General features: G+C 63.0%; 21 protein-coding genes. 10 read left to right on the forward strand and 11 right to left on the reverse strand.

All coding sequences use genetic code 11. The annotated features are described in order from the left end of the window. Positions 1-10: 10 nt before the first annotated feature. Positions 11-1099, reverse strand: a complete 1089-nt coding sequence (locus ACPPVR_RS14135; RefSeq protein WP_426614800.1) for an aspartyl protease family protein — start codon at positions 1097-1099, stop codon at positions 11-13. A gap of 141 nt (positions 1100-1240) precedes the next feature. Here ACPPVR_RS14135 and ACPPVR_RS14140 point away from each other — a divergent pair, with 141 nt between their 5' ends. The 4 genes from ACPPVR_RS14140 (at position 1241) to ACPPVR_RS14155 (ending at position 7014) form a co-directional block, all read left to right on the forward strand. Beyond that, positions 1241-2596, forward strand: coding sequence for a hypothetical protein (locus ACPPVR_RS14140; RefSeq protein ID WP_426614801.1), 1356 nt, complete (start codon positions 1241-1243; stop codon positions 2594-2596). A 62-nt stretch (positions 2597-2658) separates the two neighbouring features. Further along, entirely contained in the window at positions 2659-3855 is a 1197-nt protein-coding gene (gene metK / locus ACPPVR_RS14145; protein ID WP_426614802.1) for a methionine adenosyltransferase, read from the forward strand. Positions 3856-3972: 117 nt separating this feature from the next. After that, positions 3973-5394 carry an adenosylhomocysteinase gene (gene ahcY, locus ACPPVR_RS14150; protein ID WP_426614803.1) on the forward strand — a complete coding sequence of 474 codons (1422 nt, stop codon included), beginning with the start codon at positions 3973-3975 and terminating at the stop codon, positions 5392-5394. Positions 5395-5553: 159 nt separating this feature from the next. Continuing rightward, on the forward strand, positions 5554-7014 hold the full coding sequence (locus tag ACPPVR_RS14155; RefSeq protein WP_426614804.1) for a flavin-containing monooxygenase: 1461 nt from the start codon (positions 5554-5556) through the stop codon (positions 7012-7014). An 18-nt stretch (positions 7015-7032) separates the two neighbouring features. Here ACPPVR_RS14155 and ACPPVR_RS14160 read toward each other — a convergent pair whose 3' ends face one another. Both ACPPVR_RS14160 and ACPPVR_RS14165 read right to left on the reverse strand, forming a co-directional pair. Then, on the reverse strand, positions 7033-8262 hold the full coding sequence (locus ACPPVR_RS14160) for a YbfB/YjiJ family MFS transporter (protein ID WP_426614805.1): 1230 nt from the start codon (positions 8260-8262) through the stop codon (positions 7033-7035). A 19-nt stretch (positions 8263-8281) separates the two neighbouring features. Beyond that, positions 8282-8992 (reverse strand): SDR family NAD(P)-dependent oxidoreductase, encoded by a 711-nt coding sequence (locus tag ACPPVR_RS14165; RefSeq protein WP_426614806.1) that lies wholly within the window; start codon positions 8990-8992, stop codon positions 8282-8284. A 218-nt stretch (positions 8993-9210) separates the two neighbouring features. Here ACPPVR_RS14165 and ACPPVR_RS14170 point away from each other — a divergent pair, with 218 nt between their 5' ends. The 3 genes from ACPPVR_RS14170 (at position 9211) to ACPPVR_RS14180 (ending at position 11523) form a co-directional block, all read left to right on the forward strand. Next, positions 9211-10134 carry a LysR family transcriptional regulator gene (locus ACPPVR_RS14170; RefSeq protein ID WP_426614807.1) on the forward strand — a complete coding sequence of 308 codons (924 nt, stop codon included), beginning with the start codon at positions 9211-9213 and terminating at the stop codon, positions 10132-10134. Positions 10135-10293: 159 nt separating this feature from the next. Then, complete coding sequence (locus ACPPVR_RS14175; RefSeq protein ID WP_014493894.1) at positions 10294-10449, forward strand: hypothetical protein; 156 nt, start codon at positions 10294-10296, stop codon at positions 10447-10449. Positions 10450-10593: 144 nt separating this feature from the next. Further along, on the forward strand, positions 10594-11523 hold the full coding sequence (locus ACPPVR_RS14180) for an aspartyl/asparaginyl beta-hydroxylase domain-containing protein (protein ID WP_426614808.1): 930 nt from the start codon (positions 10594-10596) through the stop codon (positions 11521-11523). 1 nt (position 11524) lies between these two features. Here ACPPVR_RS14180 and ACPPVR_RS14185 read toward each other — a convergent pair whose 3' ends face one another. Next, the gene (locus tag ACPPVR_RS14185) at positions 11525-12352 is read right to left on the reverse strand and encodes a molybdenum storage protein subunit alpha (RefSeq protein ID WP_426614809.1); all 828 of its coding nucleotides are present in this window, start codon (positions 12350-12352) and stop codon (positions 11525-11527) included. 13 nt (positions 12353-12365) lie between these two features. Beyond that, positions 12366-13178: a uridine kinase gene (locus tag ACPPVR_RS14190; RefSeq protein ID WP_426614810.1), complete on the reverse strand. Its 813-nt coding sequence runs from the start codon at positions 13176-13178 to the stop codon at positions 12366-12368. Between the two features lie 134 nt (positions 13179-13312). Here ACPPVR_RS14190 and ACPPVR_RS14195 point away from each other — a divergent pair, with 134 nt between their 5' ends. Next, the gene (locus tag ACPPVR_RS14195; RefSeq protein ID WP_426614811.1) at positions 13313-13771 is read left to right on the forward strand and encodes a YybH family protein; all 459 of its coding nucleotides are present in this window, start codon (positions 13313-13315) and stop codon (positions 13769-13771) included. A 66-nt stretch (positions 13772-13837) separates the two neighbouring features. On the opposite strand, the gene ACPPVR_RS14200 is transcribed toward ACPPVR_RS14195, so the two are convergent. The 3 genes from ACPPVR_RS14200 to galE all read right to left on the reverse strand — a co-directional run bounded on the left by ACPPVR_RS14200 (position 13838) and on the right by galE (position 17513). Beyond that, complete coding sequence (locus ACPPVR_RS14200; protein ID WP_426614812.1) at positions 13838-14539, reverse strand: fumarylacetoacetate hydrolase family protein; 702 nt, start codon at positions 14537-14539, stop codon at positions 13838-13840. A 35-nt stretch (positions 14540-14574) separates the two neighbouring features. Beyond that, positions 14575-16380 (reverse strand): ABC transporter ATP-binding protein, encoded by a 1806-nt coding sequence (locus ACPPVR_RS14205; protein ID WP_426614813.1) that lies wholly within the window; start codon positions 16378-16380, stop codon positions 14575-14577. A gap of 119 nt (positions 16381-16499) precedes the next feature. Continuing rightward, positions 16500-17513: a UDP-glucose 4-epimerase GalE gene (gene galE, locus ACPPVR_RS14210; RefSeq protein WP_426614814.1), complete on the reverse strand. Its 1014-nt coding sequence runs from the start codon at positions 17511-17513 to the stop codon at positions 16500-16502. Between the two features lie 125 nt (positions 17514-17638). Here galE and ACPPVR_RS14215 point away from each other — a divergent pair, with 125 nt between their 5' ends. Next, a complete protein-coding gene (locus tag ACPPVR_RS14215; RefSeq protein WP_426614815.1) occupies positions 17639-18676 on the forward strand; it encodes a glycosyltransferase family 4 protein in 1038 nt (345 codons plus the stop codon). 218 nt (positions 18677-18894) lie between these two features. Here ACPPVR_RS14215 and ACPPVR_RS14220 read toward each other — a convergent pair whose 3' ends face one another. The 3 genes from ACPPVR_RS14220 to ACPPVR_RS14230 form a co-directional block, all read right to left on the reverse strand. Beyond that, positions 18895-19293, reverse strand: a complete 399-nt coding sequence (locus ACPPVR_RS14220; RefSeq protein ID WP_426614816.1) for a hypothetical protein — start codon at positions 19291-19293, stop codon at positions 18895-18897. Positions 19294-19566: 273 nt separating this feature from the next. Next, positions 19567-19866 carry a hypothetical protein gene (locus ACPPVR_RS14225; RefSeq protein WP_426614817.1) on the reverse strand — a complete coding sequence of 100 codons (300 nt, stop codon included), beginning with the start codon at positions 19864-19866 and terminating at the stop codon, positions 19567-19569. A 110-nt stretch (positions 19867-19976) separates the two neighbouring features. After that, positions 19977-20189 carry a hypothetical protein gene (locus ACPPVR_RS14230; protein WP_426614818.1) on the reverse strand — a complete coding sequence of 71 codons (213 nt, stop codon included), beginning with the start codon at positions 20187-20189 and terminating at the stop codon, positions 19977-19979. A 135-nt stretch (positions 20190-20324) separates the two neighbouring features. On the opposite strand from ACPPVR_RS14230, the gene ACPPVR_RS14235 reads away from it, so the two are divergent. Beyond that, positions 20325-21950 (forward strand): arylsulfatase, encoded by a 1626-nt coding sequence (locus ACPPVR_RS14235; RefSeq protein ID WP_426614819.1) that lies wholly within the window; start codon positions 20325-20327, stop codon positions 21948-21950. The last annotated feature ends 99 nt before the right edge of the window (positions 21951-22049 follow it).

The following is a 22049-nucleotide window of genomic DNA, read 5'->3' on the forward strand; positions in this document are numbered from 1 at the left end:
GGGGGCAGGCTTACTTCTTCGGTTGGCGGGTACGAACCTCGATGAAGCCGCCGGCCATTTGAACTTCGAACCGTGACAGGAAGCTCATGCCGAGCAGGCCATCGACGCCGGCGCCGTAGCTCTTGTCATCCGTGGTCTGGATCGCCACGGGCACGTTGATTGCTTCCAGCTTGCCGAGCGCAACTTTGTCGGCCCTGGATAGCTTCGCCTTGCTCTGGCCGTTGGCCGTCATGAGCGTGATCTCACTGGCGCCGGCGTCGGAGATTTTGGCGCGGCTGGCAAAAGCGGACTTCACGGACACATAGCTCGCGCCAGTATCGAGGATGAACAGTCCGGAGACGCCATTGATCGCAGCCTTCACCGTGATCACGTTCTTCTGCCCGCGTAGGGGGAAGCTTTCTTTGCGGAATCCTGTCGTTTCGACGCAATGGCCCTGGCTTTCGTAGTCGGCGATGATCTTCCGCGTCTGGCTGGTATCGCGGGTGGCCGGATCGAGCGCAACCCACAGATTGATCGGCGCTGTGGCCTCGCAGAACTGTTTGAGCGCGGCATAGGCGCCTGCCATGCGCAGGAAGACACGGCTCGAGATCGATTTCTTGTCCGCGCCATAGAGCTCTATGGCGTCGGAATAATCGGCCAGCGCACGGTGGTAGTCTTCCAGGCCTTCAAGCGCGACGCCCCGCAAGTAATGTGCGTCGTGATTGGTCGGAGCGCGCCGCATGAACTCGTCGGCGACCTCCACGGCTCTGGGATAGTCCGTGAGCTTGAGATAGATGTCGATCGAGCGGTGCAGCGCCGTGATCGGCGCGCCGCAATTCATGACGAACTTGTAGAGCCCGTCAGCGGCTTGTCGCCGGTAGCCGAGCTTGTCGAGTAACAACGCAAGATCGTTGATGCTCTTCTGGTCGCAGGGTTCGCGCTTGAGTTCTTCGAGCTTGACCCAGACGGAAGGGTCGCGCGCGGCTGTAAGGGGGAGCGCCCCAATGCGCGCATAGACGGCTTCAAACACCTCGTCGGGATTGTCGGTCAGATAGCCTGCGCGGGAGATGTCGGAAGACGCAACGAACAACAGCGCGGCAAGGCAATACAGCCTGAGCATATGCACCCCAAAGTATCGCTTTTTTGCCATGTATACCGATAAGTGTGATCGGTGCAAACCGGTCCAGCCGGTGTTTCCTTGTTGGGCAGAGGGTGTTAAGGTGCCTCACCCTACCTCTGCTGCCCACAACCTGCCCACTTGATGAAAAACGACGAAATCCTCAGCCAAATCACCGAGTTCTGCCGCCATGCCGACATGGCGGAATCGACCTTTGGCCGGCGTGCGGTGAACGATGGGAAGCTGGTCCACCGCCTGCGCGAGGGCAAGCGCATCACCATCGACACGTTGGATCGGATCCAGGCCTACATCGCCGCATCGACGACCGGCGGCTTGCCGCCGCCGCGGGGGCTTCAGGTGCCGCCGGAAAAGCGCGATCCGCGCAGCAATTTCCGCTTCTTCGAGAACCGGCAGAAATACCTGTTGTTCGTCCACACCTGCAGCGAAAAGCGGGTGGTTGCCGAACGGGTCGCGCTTGAACTTGCCAGCATCCATCCCCGGCCGCCGGCGCTGCGCGTGTTTGACGCCGGCGTCGGCGACGGCTCGGTGCTCGCGCGCGTGCTGCGCTCGATGCATCAACGCTTTCCGCACATGCCGTTCTATGTTGCCGGCAAGGAGCTGAGCCTCGAGGACGTGCGCCTGACCCTGGACAAGGTGCCGGACCGGCTGTTCGAGCACCCGGCCTCGGTGTTCGTTTTCACCAACATGCATTACGCGGAGGCGCCTTGGCTTACACCGGGCTCACCTGCGGCCGCCGCCGCCACCGTCTGGCACGAGGTGCCGCTGCGGGGAGCCTCATCCGGCGACTTCGAGACGCAGATTGCGGAGCTGAAGCCGTTTCTGGAGCAGAACTGGCGCGCGGCCATCAGCCCGCGTACCGGCATGCCGTTGTATGAACGGCCGGTCGTGCTGGTGCTCTACCGCGAGGACCAGAGGTTCCTGCTGGATTCGACCATTCCTCGGCCGGGCCAGACCGAAGCCAATTTCGACCTCGTCATTGCATCCCAGCCATACCGGGCCCTGTCCTCGGTCAATTTCAGGGCCAAGCGGATCATCGCACCTCTGGCGCGGGCGCTGCGGCCAGGGGGACGGCTGATCGGAATTCACTCCCATGGCCAGGATCCGGGCATGGAAATGATCCAGGCGATCTGGCCTGGAGAAAATCCTTTCGCGGTCAGCCGCCATGAGCTATTGCGCGCCGTGAAGTATGAGCTCGGATCGTTGGGACGGGACCTAAATTTTAATGTTTATGCGGATAACCGCTCGATCTTCAGGTATGATATGGAAGCGCTGCCCAACGAGGTGACGGGTACCATCGGAACCTCGACGGCCTTTGCAGCGTGGAATGCGGCGGTGTATGTCGCTCAGATTGAGGACGACCGGTTGGCGGATATGACTCAAAACGGCCGCGCTCTGGATGCCGCCAGGGACGTGCTGCGAAAGTACAACGGGCTCTGGTTTCTTGACGAATCCTACGTCATCTCGCGCCGGCGTGATTGACATCATCCAAGAGTAAACATCGCAAACGCCCGCCCTGATGTGGCGGAACAAGGGGTTACTTGATGCGCGCGTCCTATCTCTTCACCAGCGAGTCCGTGTCCGAAGGCCATCCGGACAAGGTCTGCGACCGGATCTCCGATGAGATCGTCGATCTGTTCTACCGCGAGGGGCCCAAGGCCGGCATCGACCCGTGGCAGATTCGCGCTGCCTGCGAGACGCTCGCGACCACCAACAAGGTGGTGATCGCGGGTGAGACCCGCGGCCCCGCATCCGTCACCAACGATCAGATCGAAAGCGTTGTCCGCAACGCGATCAAGGACATCGGCTACGAGCAGGAAGGCTTCCACTGGAAGACCGCTGATATCGAGATCCTGCTGCATCCGCAGTCGGCCGACATCGCCCAGGGCGTCGATGCGCTTCAGCCGGGTGAGGTCAAGGAAGAAGGCGCGGGCGACCAGGGCATCATGTTCGGTTACGCCACCAACGAGACGCCTGATCTGATGCCGGCGCCGATTTTCTACGCCCACAAGATTCTCCGTCTCATTTCCGAAGCCCGCCACTCCGGCAAGGAGAAGGTGCTGGGCCCGGACTCCAAGAGCCAGGTCACCGTGCAGTACGAGAACGGCAAGCCGGTCGGCGTGCGCGAGATCGTGGTGTCGCACCAGCATCTGGTCGAGGACCTCACCTCCAACCAGGTTCGCGACATCGTCGAGCCCTATGTGCGCGAGGCGCTGCCGAAGGACTGGATCAACGCCAAGACCATCTGGCACATCAACCCGACCGGCAAGTTCTACATCGGCGGTCCCGATGGTGACTCCGGCCTGACTGGCCGCAAGATCATCGTCGACACCTATGGTGGCGCGGCTCCGCATGGCGGCGGCGCGTTCTCCGGCAAGGATCCGACCAAGGTCGATCGTTCGGCCGCTTACGCCGCGCGCTACGTCGCCAAGAACATCGTCGCGGCCGGTCTTGCCGATCGCTGCACATTGCAGCTCGCCTACGCCATCGGCGTGGCGCGCCCGCTGTCGATCTACATCGACACCCACGGCACCGGTAAAGTGTCTGAGGATCAGCTCGAGAAGGCCGCCGCCAAGGCAATGGACCTTACACCGCGCGGCATCCGCAGCCATCTCGACCTTAACCGTCCGATCTACGCGCGCACCTCGGCTTACGGCCATTTCGGCCGCACGCCCGACAACGAGGGCGGCTTCTCCTGGGAGAAGACCGACCTGGTCGAGCAGCTCAAGCGCGCGCTCTAATTTTTGTGCGTCATTCCGGGTTCGTGCGAACCCGGAATCCTTAAATCCACACGTCGCGATTCCGGGGCGCCTCTTTGAGGCGTCCCGGAATGACCGTTCAACAACAGGACACTCGCAATGAACGCGAAGCCCGGCTTCACCGATTACATCGTCAAGGACATTTCGCTCGCCGATTTCGGCCGCAAGGAACTCTCGCTGGCCGAGACCGAGATGCCCGGCCTGATGGCCACGCGCGAGGAGTACGGCCCGAAGCAACCGCTGAAGGGCGCACGCATCGCCGGCTCGCTGCACATGACGATCCAGACCGGCGTGCTGATCGAGACGCTGGCAGCGCTCGGCGCCGATATCCGCTGGGTCTCCTGCAACATCTATTCGACGCAGGATCACGCCGCCGCCGCGATCGCCGCGGCCGGCATTCCGGTGTTCGCGGTCAAGGGCGAGAGCCTTACCGAATACTGGGACTACACCGCCAAGCTGTTCGACTGGCACGGCGGCGGTCACCCGAACATGATCCTCGACGACGGCGGCGACGCCACCATGTACGTCCATCTCGGTCTGCGTGCCGAGAACGGCGACACCAAGTTCCTGGACAAGCCGGCTTCGGAAGAAGAGGAAGTCTTCTTCGCGCTTTTGAAGAAGCAGCTCAAGGAAAAGCCGAAGGGCTACTTCGCCGAGATCGCCAAGAGCATCAAGGGCGTTTCCGAAGAGACCACCACGGGCGTGCATCGTCTCTATGACATGCAGAAGGCAGGCACGCTGCTGTGGCCGGCTATCAACGTCAACGACAGCGTCACCAAGTCGAAATTCGACAACCTCTATGGCTGCCGTGAATCGCTGGTCGACGGCATCCGCCGCGGCACCGACGTGATGATGTCGGGCAAGGTCGCGATGGTCGCGGGCTTCGGCGACGTCGGCAAGGGTTCGGCGGCGTCGCTGCGCCAGGCCGGCTGCCGCGTGTTGGTGTCGGAAGTAGATCCGATCTGCGCGCTGCAGGCCGCCATGGAAGGCTACGAGGTCGTGACCATGGAAGACGCCGCCCCGCGCGCCGACATCTTCGTCACCGCGACCGGCAACAAGGACATCATCACCATCGAGCACATGCGCGCGATGAAGGATCGCGCCATCGTTTGCAACATCGGCCACTTCGACAACGAGATCCAGATCGCGGGTCTGCGTAACCTGAAGTGGACCAATATCAAGCCGCAGGTCGACGAGATCGAATTCCCCGACAAGCACCGCATCATCATGCTGTCGGAAGGGCGCCTCGTGAACCTCGGCAACGCCATGGGCCATCCGTCGTTCGTGATGTCGGCCTCCTTCACCAACCAGACGCTGGCGCAGATCGAGCTTTTCGCCAACAACAAGGACGGCAAGTTCAAGAAGGAAGTCTACGTGCTGCCGAAGTCGCTGGACGAGAAGGTCGCCCGGCTCCATCTCGCCAAGATCGGCGTCAAGCTGACCGAGCTGCGCAAGGACCAGGCCGACTACATCGGCGTCAAGCAGGAAGGTCCGTACAAGTCGGATCACTACCGGTACTGATCCACGACCTCCACAGATCATCGACGCAAAGCCCCGGAGCGATCCGGGGCTTTGTTGTTTCAACGCATGGAATTCAACTCGCTTTGCGGTTGCGGCACGGCTGATTGCCAATTGACGGCCAGCAGCGGCGGGCCGACAATCGCCTTGGCGGAGGAAATCATGTCCCAAGAACATTTCGACGTGCTGATCGTCGGGGCCGGCCTGTCCGGCATCGGCGCGGGTTATCATCTGCAAACCAAGTGCCCGGGCAAGAGCTACGTCATCCTCGAGGGCCGCGACTGTATCGGCGGCACCTGGGATCTGTTCCGTTATCCCGGCATCCGCTCCGACAGCGACATGTTCACGCTCGGCTATTCCTTCAAGCCGTGGACCGATCCGAAGGCGATCGCTGACGGGTCGCAGATCCTGAACTATGTGCGCGAGACAGCTAGCGAGAACGGCATCGAGAAACACATCCGCTACCGCCATCGCGTCAAGCGTGCGGCGTGGTCGACGAGCGATGCGCGATGGACCATCGAGTCCGAGCGCATGACGGGCGAGGGCGCAACCGAGCTCGTGCGTTTCACCTGCAATTTTCTGTTCATGTGCCCGGGCTATTACAAATACGAGGCGGGCTACACGCCGGAGTTCAAGGGCGCCGCGGATTTCGCCGGCCGCATCGTGCACCCGCAGACATGGACCGAGGACATCGACTACGCCGGCAAGCGCGTCGTCGTGATCGGCTCGGGCGCGACCGCAGTGACGCTGGTGCCGGAACTGGCCAAGAAGGCGGCACAAGTCACCATGCTCCAGCGCTCGCCGACTTATGTGGTGTCGCGTCCGGCGCAGGATCCGGTCGCCAACAAGCTGCGCCGCAATCTGCCGACGCGGCTGGCCTATCATGTCATCCGCTGGCGCAACGTGATGTGGGGGATGTTCTTCTTCCAGCTCAGCCGGCGCAAGCCCGCCAAGGTGAAGGATCTGATCCTCAAGGGCGTGCAAATGGCGCTCGGGCCCGACTACGACGTCGCGACCCATTTTACACCTCGCTACAATCCCTGGGACCAGCGGCTCTGCCTCGTGCCCGACGGCGATCTGTTCAAGGCGATTCGCGAGCAGCGCGCCGCCGTCGTCACCAGCGAGATCGACAATTTTACGCGCGACGGCATCCGCTTGAAGGACGGCCGCGAGCTTGCGGCCGACATCATCGTCACGGCGACGGGTCTCGTGCTCCAGGTCGTCGGCGGACTAGAGGTGAGCGTCGATGGCCGCGCCGTCGATTTCGCGAGCACGCTGACCTACAAGGGCATGATGTATGCCGACGTGCCGAACATGGCGTCTGCCTTCGGCTACACCAACGCGTCCTGGACGCTGAAATGCGATCTCACCTGCGAATATGTCTGCCGGCTCATCAACTACATGGACCGGCACAATTTCCGTCAGTGCATGCCGCACAATAACGATCCGACGGTGACGCTCCAGCCCTCGCTCGATTTCAGCTCGGGCTACGTTCAGCGCTCGGTCGCAAAGATGCCGAAGCAGGGTTCGAAGCAGCCGTGGCGGCTCTACCAGAACTACGCCTTCGACATCGTCTCCCTGCGCTTCGGCCGGATCGACGACGGCGTAATGCAGTATTCCTGATCGCGCCGCCGCCCGCTTCTATGCCTTGCGTGTGGTGAGCGCGAGGACGAGATCGATCGCGAGCGCCAGCACGGCGGCGCCGCCGCCAAGTCCGAACAGGACGAGATAGTCGCCGCCGGTCTGCGCATAGATCCAGGAAAAGCCATAAGCGGCGGTCGCCTGGAATAGCGCGAAGCTGGTGGTGGCGTGGCTCCATGTCGCGCGCTGCTGCTCGGCCGAGTGCGGGACGAGCTCGTGGATGCGTCCCAGCACCAGCGGCACGATACCCGGCGTAAAGCCGCCGACCACGATGCTCGACACGATCAGCGAAGCGGGGGCGGTGCTGACGGTCGGCAGCAGCACGGCAGCAGCCTCGATCAGGAACGCTGCGCGCAAGGCTGGCCCGAAGCCGGAGCGGTCGCCGAGATGGCCGGTGACGAGCGGACCGACGATCGCGCCGAGGCCGTACAGCACCCAGTAACGCGATCCCGCGGCGATACCCTGGCCGAGGCCGCGCGCGACAAAGTCGACGATGAAGACCATGTGCGGCACCAGTGCCACCGCATTGAGACCGTATTGGACCAACAGGGCACGGGTGGCGGCCGAGGCATGATGGTGCTTGGCGAGTTGCACAGGCGTTGCGTCGGCCTTCACCTCCGCCGGCCAGTTCCACCAGCTTGCGAGCGTGAGCAGGGCCGAGAGCGCGCCGAGTCCGTACCAGCTCTGCTGCAAACCCTGTTGCAGCAACAACTGTACCAGCGTGCCCGATGCAGCGACGCCGAGGCCGACGCCGGCAAAGATCACCCCGCCGACGATGCCCCGTCTGGCGGGCGAGGTGTGCGGGAGAATGACGGACGCCGCCAGCACCATGATGATGCCGCCGGTGAGCCCCGACAGGAAACGCCAGGCGAAGAACCAAATGAACGACACCGGGGCGGAGCTCGCGAAGAAGGAGAGCGTGGCGAGCAGCATCATCGCGCGCAGCGCGTTGACCGCGCCGATGCGTGTCGCCACAGCTCGCGCTGCAAGTGCGCCGGCAAGATAGCCGGCAAGGTTCGCAGCGCCGAGATAGACAACGTCGGACGGGCTGAACCACTTTGCTGCGATCAGCGCCGGAATCAGCGGTGTGTAGGAGAAGCGCGCGAGGCCAAGTCCGACAAGGGATGCGGACAAGCCGGCCATGGCATATCGCCACATCTGCTGAGAGGTCGATCCCGGCCGCTGGTGCGGCCGGGCGTGGTGCTTGGTCTCTGCATTGAGTTCGGTCATGTCGTCCCCCTGCGCGGGCTCAATGGCCCGCGCTCTGGCCGCCGTCGACGTGCAGGATCTCGCCGGTGATGAAGGAGGCGCCCTCGAGATAGAGCACGGCCTCGACGATGTCGGACGTCTCGCCCATGTGGCCGAGGGGATGCATCGCGCCCAGCTGCGCGTGCGTCTCGGCCGCATGCATCGGCGTCTTGATGATGCCGGGTGCGACCGCGTTCACGCGGATGCCGCGCCTGGCATATTCGATGGCGAGCGACTTGGTCGCGGCGTTCAAGCCGCCCTTGCTCAGCGACGCCAGCACCGAGGGCACGTTCGAATTGGCCTGGTCGGCCAGGGTGGTCGTGATCTGCACGACGTGACCGGATCCCTGCTTCTCCATCTCGGCGATCGCAAGCTGAGTCAGGCGAAAGAAGCCCGCGACGTTGATGCCCATCACGGCCGCGTAGTCCTCGGCAGTGTACTGGGTGAACGGCTTGGCGACGAAGACGCCCGCATTGTTGACCAGCGTGTCGACACGCCCGAAACGGGCGACGGCTTGCGAGACCACCCGCTCGGCTGTGGTCCAGTCGGCGATGTCGCCGGGCACAGCAAGCACGCCGTCGTCGCTCGACGGCTTGATGGAGCGTGCGGTGGCGACGACGCGATAATCGCGATCGCGAAAACCCTGGACCAGGGCGGCGCCGATGCCCTGCGATGCACCGGTGATGATGGCGACCTTCTGCTCGATACCCATGATGAACTCCTGTTATTGGAAGCACGTGCCGGTCGGCTGCGAGGCAGTGAGCGGCGTGGTCTTGAGCTACGCCGTGGGCCCGCCCGCGCGAAGACACGTTGTCCGGCAGACATTGTTACGCGGCGTGATCGAATGCCGGTCAGTCGGCCGGATCGGTTGTCGCGGCGCGGGTGAGGCCCTAGTTTGCCGACCAGGAGTTCAAGGGGGTTGGCGAGGGCATGGATCGTCTGGACGCAATGAAGGTCTTCGTCGTCGCGGTGGATGAGGGCAGCCTTGCCGCCGCGGGGCGAAAGCTCGGGCGCTCGCCGGCGGCGGTGAGCCGCGCCATCGCCTTCCTGGAGGGGCAGGTCGGCGCCGAGCTGCTGCACCGGACCACGCGCTCGATCAAGCTGAGCGAGGAGGGCGAGCGCTACGTCGCGATCTGCCGGCGCGTACTCACCGAGCTGGAAGAGGCCGACGCTATCGCTGCCGGCCCGCGCGCGGCGCCACGTGGCCTGCTCACGATCACCGCTCCCGTGGTGTCAGGCGAGATGGTGCTGCGTCCGATCCTGGATGCGTTCCTGGACGCCTATCCGACGGTTTCGGCAAAGCTGCTGCTGTTCGACCGCGCGGTCAATCTGATCGAGGAGGGGTTCGACGTCGCGCTTCGCATCGGCCCGCTAGCGGATTCGGCGATGGTGGCGATGCGCCTCGGCGAGGTCCGCCGCGTCGTGGTCGCGGCGCCGCGTTATCTGAAGCAGCATCCGCGCATCGCGGAGCCCGGCGATCTCGCAAAACACCAGATCGTGGCGATGGCGCATCTGCCGAATTCGTGGACTTTCTCGCCGCCGAGGAACTCATCGGTGCCGCGGACGGTCCAGTTCACGCCGCGCCTGATGGTCAACAGCACCTATGCGGCGGTCGCCTCCGCAGTGGCTGGACGCGGCATCGCGCGGATGTATTCCTATCAAGTTGCCGAGCAGGTCGCGCGCGGCGAACTCGAGGTCTTGCTTGCCAGCGACGAGGACCCGGAGATGCCGGTACACCTGATCTGTCCGCAGGGCCGGCTTTCGGTGCCGAAGGCGCGCGCCTTTACCGATTTTGCCGTGCCCCGTCTGAAGAAGCATTTTGCACAGTTCAAGAAGAGCATCGGCGCGCGCTGACGACCGGGCCGAATTCCGCGCCGTAACAACAAATGCGTTGTTTTGCGTATTCGGCCACCCGGCTGAATCGGCCATCCTGTCCAAACGGTTAACGCCGGATTAACTGATGAGTCCTAGCCTGTCTCGGCCGGGGTTACTCGCAAGGCCGAGGTGAGCCCAATGGAAGCCCAGAAGATCGCGGTCGACGCCGTCGTCGCGCTGACCGATTGCGACCGCGACGCCGTGATCGCCTTTATCCGTCGGCTCTATCTCGCCGGCGTCACCGACCCCAAGCGCCTGACTTTCAAGGGTCTCCAGGCGCTGTCCCGGGCGTGAGTCGGCTGGTTTCGGTCCGTTTCGGCCCAATCTCTGTTGCAGTGCTCTCTCCAAGGTGGCCGCAACCCAGCGGTGAATATCTTGCCGCTCGGGCCGGCTCGCGTTAGATCACGTCCCCAGCTGGATCACTGGGGAACTGGGGATATGCTGAAACAGCTTTTTGCTCCGCAACTCGTCATTCTCTATCTGCTGGCGGCCTCGACCATTTACGTCCACTTCCGCGGCAAGCAGCGGCTGCGGTTCGCGCGCCAGCTCGGCGATCACTCGACCTATCTCGCACCTTACAACGTTCTGATGTATGCAGGCTCGGCCGTGCCGAACAAGCCGGTCATCTCGGTCGAGCAGTTTCCCGAGCTCAAGCCGCTCAGCGAAAACTGGGAGACGATCCGCGACGAGGCGGTTCGCCTGTTCGACGAAGGCTTCATTCGCGCCGCCGCCAAAAACAACGACTGGGGCTTCTACTCGTTCTTCAAGAGCGGCTGGAAGCGGTTTTACCTCAAGTGGTACGACGACTTCCTGCCCTCGGCGCGCACGCTTTGCCCGAAGACAGTGGAGCTGCTCAACTCCATCCCAAGCGTACACGGTGCGATGTTCGCGATGCTGCCGCCGGGCGGAAAGCTGGGCGCGCACCGCGACCCCTTCGCGGGCTCGCTGCGCTATCACCTCGGGCTCGTGACGCCGAACTCGAACAAGTGCCGCATCCTGGTCGACGGCGTCGAATGCGTTTGGCGCGACGGCGAGGCCTTCATGTTCGATGAGACCTTTATTCACAGCGCGGAGAATGCGACCGACGTCAACCGCATCATCCTGTTCTGCGACGTCGAGCGCCCGATGAAGTACGGCTTCATGACCGCGATCAACCGCTGGGTCAGCCATCACATCGTCAAGGCGTCGGCGACCCAGAACGTCGACGGCGAGAGCGTCGGCGTGCTCAACAAGGTGTTTGGCAAGCTCTACGAGATCCATCTTGCGAGCCGCAAGGTCAAGGCATGGAACCGTAACGTCTACTACGCGCTGAAATATTCGCTGACGGCGCTGATCCTCGGCCTCATCGTGATGTCGGCGTTGAGCTGATTTACGCCGGCTTGGCGCCGGTATGAATGATCGACCCGACATGCTGGCCGCGCAGCGCCGCCGTGATCCGGCCGGGGACGAGGCCGTTCACGACCTGCACGCGCGCGATGTGCCGTGCATTGGCCATGACCTCGAGCAACGCCCGATCGACCGGCAGCGTGCCCTTCTGCTTCGCAAGCTCGGCAAAATTCACGTCTTTCAGCAGCTGTGCCTTCTTGCCGTCGGCGCCATTGGGATCGGTGGTGTAGACGCCGTCGACGTCCTCCACGATCGTGAGGCTCGCGGCGCCCAGCGCGTCGGCGAGCAGGAAGGCGCCGGTATCGGCCCGATGCAGCGGGACGCGCGTGGTCGGGAATTCATGATGATGGTAGGGCGGGAACGCACTGCCGACGACAGCGCGCGCCGCGCTGAGATGGATCGCGAGCTGGCTCGCGATGGTCGGATGCTCGATGTACGACACGCCCTCCGACGCGAGCAGGCTCGCAAGGATATGGCCGTTCTGGCCGGCTTCGCTTGCCGCGAGCGGCGCCAGCGAGCCGACGGGAAGTCCGAGGTCGAGCCCGACGCTGTAGAGGTGGCGGGCACGAATGCCGGCGCCGGTCAGGATCAGCAGGCGGTGTTCTGATAGCAGCGAGCGCAGTTCGTCAACGAGCGGGAGGATCGCTTCGTGACCGCGATCCATGATGCGGCCCCCGATCTTGATGACCTGGACCCAGGGCAGCAGCTTGATCGGGCGGTTGCCGGCAACGGGGCGGGTGAGGTCGCCGTCGAGGAGAGTCTGGCGCGCGAGCGGCGAAGCGACGTGCTTGATCTGGTTGGTGTCAGCCATGACGGTGCACTCTTCAGCTCGCAGTGATGATGGTGCCGACATGCTCGCCCGCGAGCGCGCGGGTGAGATTGCCGGGGACGAGGCCGTTGACGATCTGCACCTCGCGCACGTAGCGCGCCGCGGCGAGGAGATCGAGCACCGGGAATTCCAGGATCGAATCCTGGAGGCCCTTGGCCTTCATCTCGGCCACCGAAATCTTCGGGATGAAGGTGGCGTTCTTCGCCGTCTTCGGGTTCGCGGTATATAGGCCGTTCTCGTCCTTCACATAGATCATTCCCTTGCAGCCGAACTGCTCGGCCACCAGGAAGCATCCGGCGTCGGTGCGATAGGGCGGAATCACACCCTCGGGCGCGGGACGCATCCACAGGCTGTAGGGCGGCATGCCGGCGAAGATGACGGCGTTCACCTCGGCGAGGAAAAGCGGCACAGAGGAGAGGGCGGCGCCGCCTACGGCGGAGATGCCGTGCTTGGCCAGCAACTGCCCCAGCATCGCGGCGTTCTGATCGGCGACGGACGCGCCGAGCTGCGACAGCACGCCGGCCGGCAGGCGAAGCCCAGCGGCGATCGAGTAGAGATGCCGCGCGCGCGTGCCGGCGCCGGTGCCGATCAGGAGCTTGTGCGCCTTGCGCGCCGAGACGATCTCGTCGACCAGCGGATAGACCGCGGCGCGGCCGCGGTCGATGACGCTCTGGCCGCCGATCTTGATGACGGTGGCATCCGGAAGAATGCGGAAGTCCGTCGCCGCTTCCGCTGCCGCCAGTAGCTGTGGGTCCGTGAGCGAGCGCTGCATGAGCAGCCCCTCGAGCTCCGTAATAGTGTTCGACATCCGAGACATCCTCTCGTTCTTGAAGCAGTCGTGACGGGGGACCCTCCGGTCCCGACCTTGGCGCGAGTCTTGCTGGATAGTTCAGCCCATGGCAACAAGATTGCCGCGATTTGGTCGCGAATATGGAGCTGGCAATGGCCCCCTTGCCGACGGCCAACACCGAGATCACGCAGTTCTTCCGCCAGTGGCTGGAAACCTTCTCGGGCTATGTCCGCGAGGTCGATTATGCCTCGGCGCGGCCGCTGTTCCATCCGGATGTGCTGGCCTTCGGCACGCATAACGACGTCATTCCCGGCCTGGACCAATGGGTCACGACGCAATGGAATAACGTCTGGCCAAAGACGACCGACTTCAGATTCGTGCTCGATCAGACCTCGATTCTGGCGTCGCCCGATGGTGCGATGGTGAACCTGATCGCGCCGTTCACGAGCACGGGCTACCATCCGGACGGCAGCGCGTTCCCGCGACCCGGCCGCGCGACGATGGTGTTTTCCAGAGATGCCGATGGTTGGCTGTGCGTGCACTCGCACATGTCACTCAATCGCGGCGTGCCGCAGGTGAGCCACGCCAATCGACCGGTGAAGGCCTGGTAGATGCGATCGGAATGAAAAAGGCCCCGGACATGTCCGGGGCCTTTCGATTTCGAGATGTTGTGTCGCCTATTCCGGCTGGCCGATCGAGACCTTCAGCGTGCCGACGCCGTCGACGCCGCATTCGAGCTTGTCGCCGGGCTGGAGCTGCGACACGCCGGCCGGCGTGCCCGTCATGATGATGTCGCCGGCGGCGAGCTTCACCTGCTGCGAGAGCTGCCAGATGATCTCAGGCACGTTCCAGATCAGCTCGGTGAGGTCGCCCTTCTGGGCTTCTTTGCCGTTGACCGTGAGCCAGATCTTGCCCTTGGAGGGATGTCCGATCTTCGAGGCCGGCTGAACCGCCGAGGCGGGCGCGGAACCGTCGAACGACTTGCCGATCTCCCAGGGACGCTCCTTCTTGCGCGAGGCGATCTGAAGGTCGCGGCGGGTCAGGTCGATGCCGACGGCGTAGCCATAGACATGGTCGAGCGCCTTGTCGGCGGGAATGTTCAGCCCGCCGCTCTTCATCGCGACGATCAGCTCGACCTCATGATGCAGATCCTTGGTCAGCGGCGGATAGGGAATGGTGGCGTCATCGGGCACCAGCATGTCGGCGTGCTTGGCGAAGAAGAACGGCGGTGCGCGCTCGTCATTGCCCATCTCGCGGATGTGCTCGAGATAGTTGCGGCCGACGCACCAGATGCGGCGCACCGGATAACGGCCGCTCTCGCCGACGACGGGAAGCGAAGCCTGGGGCGGAAGCGGAATGACGTAGGAGGCGGCGTTCATGAGGCGGTCTCGCTGCTCTTGAGGTGGAACGAATTCTATGCGGTTGCACTGATCGGCGCCAGCGCCAAGCCAATGTCGTGGTGTTGCAGTCGGAAGAACGAGGCGTAGCGGCCCGAGCGCCGTAACAGCTCGTCGTGCCGGCCCTGCTCGACGATCTCACCGCCCTCGACCACCAGGATCGCGTCGGCGTGCATGATGGTGTGCAGGCGATGCGCGATCACGATGGTGGTGCGGTTCTGGCAGAGGTGCTCAATCGCCTCCTGCACCTGTTTCTCGGACTCGGAATCGAGCGCGGCGGTGGCCTCATCCAGCAGGATGATCGGCGCATTCTTGATCAGCGCGCGCGCCACTGCGATGCGCTGGCGCTGGCCGCCCGAGAGCTGGGTGCCGTGCTCGCCGACCGGCGTGTCGTAGCCGAGCGGGAATCCCATGATGAAATCATGCGCGCAGGCCGCCTTGGCGGCGTCGATGATTTGGTCTTCGGTCGCGCCCGGCTTGCCGAAGGCGATGTTGCTGCGGATGGTGTCGCGAAACAGATAGACGTCCTGGCCGACATAGGCGGTCTGCGCCCGCAGCGATTTTCGCGAGATCGCGCCGATCGACTGGCCGTCGATGACGATGTCGCCTTGCGTCACCTCGTAGAAGCGCAGCAGCAGCGACAGCACGGTCGACTTGCCGCCCCCGGACGGCCCGACCAGCGCGGTGACCTTGCCGGGTTCGGCAACGAAGCTCATGCGGTTGAGGACGGTCTCGCCAGTGCGATAGGAGAAGCTGACGTCGCGCATCTCGATCTTCGCGTCGGACAGCTTCAGCGCCGGCTTGTCGTCGTCGGAATGCTCGCTCGCCGGGCTGTCGACGACTTCGAGCAGCATGCGCGCGCCGACGAGCTGGCTGTTGAGGTCGATGTTGAGCCGCGCCAGCCGCTTGGCCGGCTCGGTTGCCATCAGGAACGCGGTCATGAAGGAGAAGAACGCGCCGGGCGTGGCATTGAGCGCGACCACGCTGTAGCCGCCGTAGAGCAGGCAGCCGGCCACCGCGAAGCCGCCGAGCATCTCCATCAGCGGATTGGACCGGTTGGCGACGCGGGCCATCTTGTTGGCGTTGCGCTCGACGATCGCGATGTTCTCGTCGATGCGGTTCTGCATCGTCTCTTCAAGCGTGAACGCCTTCACCGTGCGGATGCCTTGCAGCGATTCCTGCATGGTCTCCATGATGTCGGCGGTGCCGGTGAACTGGTTGAAGGCGAGACCCTTGATGCGCTTGACCAGCTTGCGCAGCACCAGCATCGCCGGCGGCACCACGACAAGGCCGATGAACGACATCACCGGGTCCTGCCACACCATCACGCCGATCATGGCGAGCAGCATCATGAGGTCGCGCCCGATGGCGTTGACCAGCATGTTGAGGACATCGGTGATGGATTTGGCGCCGGCCGTCAGCCGCGCCAAAAATTCCGACGAATGCCGCTCGGAGAAGAAGCCGACGCTTTCGCGCATCAGCTTGGCGAACAGCTGGCGCTGGTTGGTGGCAAGGATCGCGTTGGAGATCTTGGTCAGGATCACCATGTGGCCGTAGGTCGCCACGCCCTTGATGAAGAGCAGGATCACCGTGATGCCCGAGAACATCGCGATGCCCGGGATGTTCTTGTCGACATAGGCCTGGTTGATGACCTGGCCGAGCACGTAGGTCGCGCCCGCGGTCGAGCCTGCGGCAAGCGCCATCAGCGCGAAGGCGACGAGGTAACGCCGCCAGTAGATGACCCCCTGTTCCGTGACGAGGCGGCGAATCAGGACCGCTGCCGCATAGGGATCGTCGGTGATTTTCTTTGGAAACTGGGCCATCCGTAGTCCATTGACGGCGCAGGGAAAAGCCTGCCCGCGCGTCAGGGGATTGAAGGGCCTCTGTGCCCGCTAAAGCGGGGCTTTTCAAGCCCAATTAAGGGCTTGCGCCTGGATGGAATCTAGGCCGAGACGGCGTGGCGGAGCTCGCCATGGCGCTCGCGGAACAGCTTGTCCTCCCAGGCCAGCGCGTGGGCTGCGATGGTCTCGAGGTCGTCGTATTGCGGCTTCCAGTCGAGCAGGCCGCGGATGCGGCTGGTGTCGGCGACCATGGTCATGATGTCGCCGGGCCGGCGCGGCGCGTATTGCACGGCGAAGCTGCGCCCCGAAACCCGCCGCACCGCGTCGATGGTCTCCAGCACCGAATAGCCGCGGCCATAGCCGCAATTGAGCGTGGTCGAGGCGCCGCCATTGCGTAAGTAAGCGAGCCCCGAGCGATGGGCCTGCGACAGGTCCGTGACGTGGATGAAATCGCGGATGCAGCTGCCATCCTGGGTCGGATAGTCGGTGCCGAACACGTCGATCTTGGCGCGCTGGCCGGTCGCGGCCTCAACGGCGATCTTGAGCAGATGCGTGGCGCCGACGGTGGCAAGCCCGATGCGGGCCTGCGGATCGGCACCCGCGACGTTGAAATAGCGCAGCACGACGTACTGCATTCCGTAGGCAGAGGCGACGTCGTGCAGCATGATCTCGGTCATCAGCTTCGACGAGCCGTAAGGCGACAGCGGCCGCGTCGGCGCGTGCTCGGGCACCGGCACCAGGTCCGGATTGCCGTAGACCGCCGCGGTCGAAGAGAAGATGAAGCGGTTGATGCCGCGCTTGACGGCGACGTTGAGCAAATTGCGCGCGGTCATGAAGTTGTTGCGGTAGTAGCCGAGCGGATCGCGCATCGAATCCGGCACGACGACCGAGCCCGCGAAGTGGATGATGCTCTCGATGTTGTGCTGGGCGATTACGCCCTCGACCAAATTCTCGTCGCCGGCATCGCCAATGAACAGAGGCACGCCTTCGGGCAGATAGGTGGAGAAGCCAGTGGAGAGATCGTCGATCACGACGACGTCCTCGCCGGCTTCCGCCAGCGCCAGAACCGTGTGACTTCCGATATAGCCGGCGCCGCCGGTGACTAACACAGTCATGATCTCACCCGTCTTCGATCGACGCTCCAAGTTAACGTTTACGAGGTGAAGAGGGGGTTTCGGCCAAGCTGAACTGGCCACTATGCTTAATGTTGCGTATAGGACCGTGCGAAACGGAGCGTGACGTGGCGAATTCCCCGGGCGATCTTCAAGTGATCGTGCCAAATCTGCACAGGCGCTATTCCGGGGTCACCGCGACCAACCGGATGGTCGCGCCACGGCTGGCCAAGCTGTATCGCGCGGCGTGGTTCGGCTCTGACGCGCCGGAGGGAATTGCGCGGCTGAGCGGGGCCGATGTCCTGAAATTGTGGCGCCGCAAGGCGCCCTTGATCTGGCATGCACGGCGCAACAACGAAATGATCGCCGGCGTCGTGCTGCGCGCGCTCGGCTGGCCATTGAAACTCGTCTTCACCTCGGCGGCCCAGCGGCATCACAGCTGGATCACGCGCTGGCTGATCCGGCGCATGGATGCGATCATCGCGACAAGCGACATCTCGGCCTCGTTCCTCAAAGTGCAGGCGACGGTGATCCCGCATGGCGTCGATACCGACATCTATGCACCGCCGATCGATCGTGCTGCGGCCTTCGCGGAAGCCGCGCTGCCGGGCCGCTACGCGATCGGCTGTTTCGGCCGCGTGCGTGCGCAGAAGGGTACGGATGTGTTCGTCGATGCGATGTGCCGCCTGCTGCCGCGCTATCCGGATTTCACTGCGGTCATCGTCGGCCAGGTCACGGCCGAGCAAACTGTCTTCGCGAATGACCTGAAGAAGCGGATCGAGGCTGCCGGCCTGCAATCGCGCATCGTCATCACCGGCGAGTTGCCGATCGAGCAGGTGCAGCGCTGGTATCAGCGGCTGACGGTCTACGCCTTCACCTCGCGCAACGAGGGCTTTGGCCTGACGCTGATCGAGGCGATGGCGGCGGGCAGCGCGCTCGTCGCCGCGCGCGCTGGTGCGGCCGAGCTCGTGGTCGCGAACGGTGTGACAGGTGTGCTGATCCCGACCGGTGATGCCGATGCGCTTGCGGTGGCGCTGGAGCCGCTGATGGGCGATGTGGGCGCTGCAACTGTGATGGGCGAGCGCGGACGGGCACGGGTGCTTGAGAAGTTCAGCCTCGATGCCGAAGCCGCGCGGATCGGTGAGGTCTATCGGCCGCTGGTCTGAGCAGCCATTTTCGCGACGGCAAACAAAAAACTCGAAAACAACCCCATGCACAGTAGCCGGCGATAGCGAAATCAATGGCTTGCCGGCCCGATGGGATGCCTTTCGGATTTTACAAATACGGTTTGACTCGCCGGGCAAAACACCCGCACGATGTCATCATCGGCGCAGCCTCGACCCGGATCACCCATCCAGGGTCCCTCGAGCCGTCGCGGGCGACGTCACATTGGGCAGCGCGCGTACAGCATTTGCATCGGCACCACCCCGTTGGAGCTGAGAGTGATATTATTCTCTCCGGTGAAGGTTACGTCGAACGTCACGTCTGAAATCGCGACGCCGTCCGAGCACGACGCGGTCACTCGCATATTCGGCCCGTCATCATGCAACGATTTGACAGTGCATTTTTGCAATGTGCCGGCTATCTGCCTTCCCTGCACGATCAAGCCGCCCGCGTGGAGATCAGCATCTTTCTTGAAGACAAGCCTGTTGTTCTCTTTGGCGAACATTTGGCCACAGGCAGAGGCGTCGATTGACCAAGCTCCGTTCAAATCCGCAGCCTGTATCGAGGCTGATTGTGTCACGAGAAGTACCAACGTCAGCAAGGGATTGAAGGTCCTCATGAAACTCTCCGACTAAGTGGTCAATTCCGCTGAACCAGCCTCTTCGACGCCGATGGGGTCGCGGCAAGACGCGGCCCTTCGTATTGGTTTTGTGCAGCATTTGGTGCGGCGAACCGGCGAACCATTCGTTGATCCAAGTCAATAGTGTCTGCATAGCGCTCGTCTGCCAGAGGCAGAGTGCGGCGTGAACGAGCGCGATCTGTCAGAATTGGAAAAAGGCCGCCGTATCCGGCGGCCTCCGCGGTTGACGTGGTTTGCGGGGCGGCGCCCCGGCTAGAGATCGATGCTAACGGCGATGTTGCGGCCCTGCAGTTCGGCAATCTTCATTCCGTCAGCCTGCACTTGCGCGAACTCCGGGTCGTTTGCCACGGCTTCCTGCACTTTGCCGTAAACTTCCCAACTGGCGTAGCGCGTCGATACCAGCAACTCTCCTGCCCACGAACCAGTGTGGAAGCGGGAGAGCCGAAGAAATTCGGCGCCGTGTTTCTCAAAGATCTTCTTTGCCTGCCTGATAATCTTGACCATTTCCTCAGGCTTGTCGGTCTTGAAGCGAGTGAATTGAACGATCGGCATGGGGCTACCTCCATCGTTGTGTCAACTGTCCAAGAGGCATGTATCGAGCGACGTTCGAGGAGCGAAACCTCTGTTCGAATCTCGATGAAGGTTCGTCTTGGTTGACGTGATCAAGGTTCAGCCTTGGCAAGCGGCAACGACACCGCCTCGCTCTCTGCGAATGAACTGACAGCGTCGCTGACTAAAGCAGGTGGACGGAGATCAAGGCCTGCTACTGGATTGGCTGACAGTTGCTGATCCTGACCCGAACAGCGCCAAAACCGTCGGGCACGTCTTTTGATCTGGATCAACTCGATGACCTGGATCAACCCAATGGTGGCCACGTCGCTTCTCTGCAAGCCATGTCGGCTTCAGGTGCATCGCCAGGAAGAGGATCATGTCATGAGTCACGATAAGATTCCGGCACAGCCCGAGACGAGCTCACGGCCGACCGGCGCAGGATTGAACGCCGCGATCTCTTGTTGAGCGGTAGTTCTCTCGTCGCGGCTTCGGCATTCTCCAGCGTCGGTGCGATAGGTTTGGCGCAAGCCCAGCAACCGACAGCGGCCCCGGCCGGGCAGCGGCCCAATATCGTGGTGATCATGGGCGACGATATCGGCATCTGGAATATCGGTGCTTACCATCGCGGGATGATGGCAGGCCGGACGCCGAACCTCGACAAGATTGCGGCCGAGGGCATGCTGTTTACCGATTACTACGCCGAGGCGAGCTGCACCGCGGGCCGCGCCAATTTCATCACCGGCAAACTCCCGATCCGCACCGGCATGACGACGGTCGGTCAGGCGGGTGCCCCCACCGGCTTGCCTGCGGAAGCTGTGACGATTGCCACCGCGCTAAAAGGCATGGGCTACGCTACCGGCCAATTCGGCAAGAACCACCTTGGCGACAAGAACGAGTTTTTGCCGACAGTCCACGGGTTCGACGAGTTCTTCGGTTATTTGTATCACCTCGATGCGATGGAGGATCCTGCCCATCCCGCCTATCCGCAGGACCTGTTGAACGTCGTCGGTCCGCGCAACATGCTCCATACCTGGGCGACCGATGTGGACGATGCCACCGTGGATCCGCGCTGGGGCAAGGTGGGCAAGCAGAGGATCGAGGACGCAGGAACGCTCTATCCCAAGCGGATGGAAACCGTTGACGATGAAATCCGAGACCTTGCCTTGAAATTTATCGAGAAGTCCAAGGCGGACAACAAGCCGTTCTTCCTCTGGCTCAATCCAACCCGCATGCACATCGTCACGCACCTGTCGCCAAAGTACGAGGCGATGCGCAACTCCAAGAACGGCTGGTCGATTCATGAAGCCGGCATGGCGCAGCTCGACGACGATGTCGGCATCGTCATGCAAAAGCTCAAGGACATGGGCGTGGATGACAACACCATTGTCGTCTTCACCACCGATAACGGCACCGAGGTCTTCACCTGGCCGGACGGCGGACAGACGCCGTTCGCGCAGAGCAAAGGCACGGTCATGGAAGGCGGCTTCCGCGCGCCGGCGATGATCCGTTGGCCGGGCAAGGTGCCAGCTGGCAAGGTTGAAAACGGTATCATCTCCGGGCTGGACTGGTTCCCGACGTTGCTGGCGGCCGCCGGCAACCCGAACATTGCCGACGAGCTGAAGAAGGGCAAGTTCATCGGTGACCGCACCTACAAGTGCCATCTGGATGGCTACAATCAGATGGACATGATCACCGGCAAGGGGCCGTCGAACCGGCACGAAATCTGGTATTTCGGCGAAAGCGACCTGGGGGCCGTGCGCATCGACGACTACAAGTATCGTTTCATCGACCAGCCCGGCGGATGGCTCGGTGAAAAAACCAAGGTTGACGTGCCCTACCTGATCAACCTTCGCCTGGATCCGTTCGAGCGAACGGGCTGGCCCGATAGCGGGACCAAATACGGCGCGCAACAATACTTCGACTGGTTCAAATACGAGTTCTGGCGATTCGTGTTCGTCCAGCAGGAGGTCGAGAAACTGGCCATGACCGCCATCGAGTTTCCACCAATGCAGAAGGGCGCGAGCTTCAACCTCGATTCTGTGAAGGCGAAAATCGAGGCCGCAAGGGCGGCGATGGCAAAATAAGCTGGGTCCATGGTCGTCATGATGGGACGGCCCGCATCCGGGCCGCCCCGCGCCCAAAGGCGATATGCATCAATGTTGGCTTGATCGTCGCCTTCCGAA

Origin of the sequence: Bradyrhizobium sp. McL0616 (genome assembly GCF_049993385.1) — a bacterium.
GTDB lineage: Bacteria > Pseudomonadota > Alphaproteobacteria > Rhizobiales > Xanthobacteraceae > Bradyrhizobium.

Bases quoted from the DNA above. Each gene is read 5' to 3' on its own strand.
- metK (WP_426614802.1), top strand. From the start codon at position 2,659: ATGCGCGCGTCCTATCTCTTCACCAGCGAGTCCGTGTCCGAAGGCCAT.
- ACPPVR_RS14185 (WP_426614809.1), bottom strand. From the start codon at position 12,352: ATGGCTGACACCAACCAGATCAAGCACGTCGCTTCGCCGCTCGCGCGC.
- galE (WP_426614814.1), bottom strand. From the start codon at position 17,513: ATGACTGTGTTAGTCACCGGCGGCGCCGGCTATATCGGAAGTCACACG.
- ACPPVR_RS14200 (WP_426614812.1), bottom strand. From the start codon at position 14,539: ATGAACGCCGCCTCCTACGTCATTCCGCTTCCGCCCCAGGCTTCGCTT.
- ACPPVR_RS14165 (WP_426614806.1), bottom strand. From the start codon at position 8,992: ATGGGTATCGAGCAGAAGGTCGCCATCATCACCGGTGCATCGCAGGGC.
- ACPPVR_RS14225 (WP_426614817.1), bottom strand. From the start codon at position 19,866: ATGCCGATCGTTCAATTCACTCGCTTCAAGACCGACAAGCCTGAGGAA.
- ACPPVR_RS14175 (WP_014493894.1), top strand. From the start codon at position 10,294: ATGGAAGCCCAGAAGATCGCGGTCGACGCCGTCGTCGCGCTGACCGAT.
- ACPPVR_RS14135 (WP_426614800.1), bottom strand. From the start codon at position 1,099: ATGCTCAGGCTGTATTGCCTTGCCGCGCTGTTGTTCGTTGCGTCTTCC.
- ACPPVR_RS14160 (WP_426614805.1), bottom strand. From the start codon at position 8,262: ATGACCGAACTCAATGCAGAGACCAAGCACCACGCCCGGCCGCACCAG.
- ACPPVR_RS14220 (WP_426614816.1), bottom strand. From the start codon at position 19,293: ATGAGGACCTTCAATCCCTTGCTGACGTTGGTACTTCTCGTGACACAA.
- ACPPVR_RS14180 (WP_426614808.1), top strand. From the start codon at position 10,594: ATGCTGAAACAGCTTTTTGCTCCGCAACTCGTCATTCTCTATCTGCTG.
- ACPPVR_RS14140 (WP_426614801.1), top strand. From the start codon at position 1,241: ATGAAAAACGACGAAATCCTCAGCCAAATCACCGAGTTCTGCCGCCAT.
- ACPPVR_RS14190 (WP_426614810.1), bottom strand. From the start codon at position 13,178: ATGTCGAACACTATTACGGAGCTCGAGGGGCTGCTCATGCAGCGCTCG.
- ahcY (WP_426614803.1), top strand. From the start codon at position 3,973: ATGAACGCGAAGCCCGGCTTCACCGATTACATCGTCAAGGACATTTCG.
- ACPPVR_RS14195 (WP_426614811.1), top strand. From the start codon at position 13,313: ATGGCCCCCTTGCCGACGGCCAACACCGAGATCACGCAGTTCTTCCGC.
- ACPPVR_RS14170 (WP_426614807.1), top strand. From the start codon at position 9,211: ATGGATCGTCTGGACGCAATGAAGGTCTTCGTCGTCGCGGTGGATGAG.
- ACPPVR_RS14155 (WP_426614804.1), top strand. From the start codon at position 5,554: ATGTCCCAAGAACATTTCGACGTGCTGATCGTCGGGGCCGGCCTGTCC.
- ACPPVR_RS14205 (WP_426614813.1), bottom strand. From the start codon at position 16,380: ATGGCCCAGTTTCCAAAGAAAATCACCGACGATCCCTATGCGGCAGCG.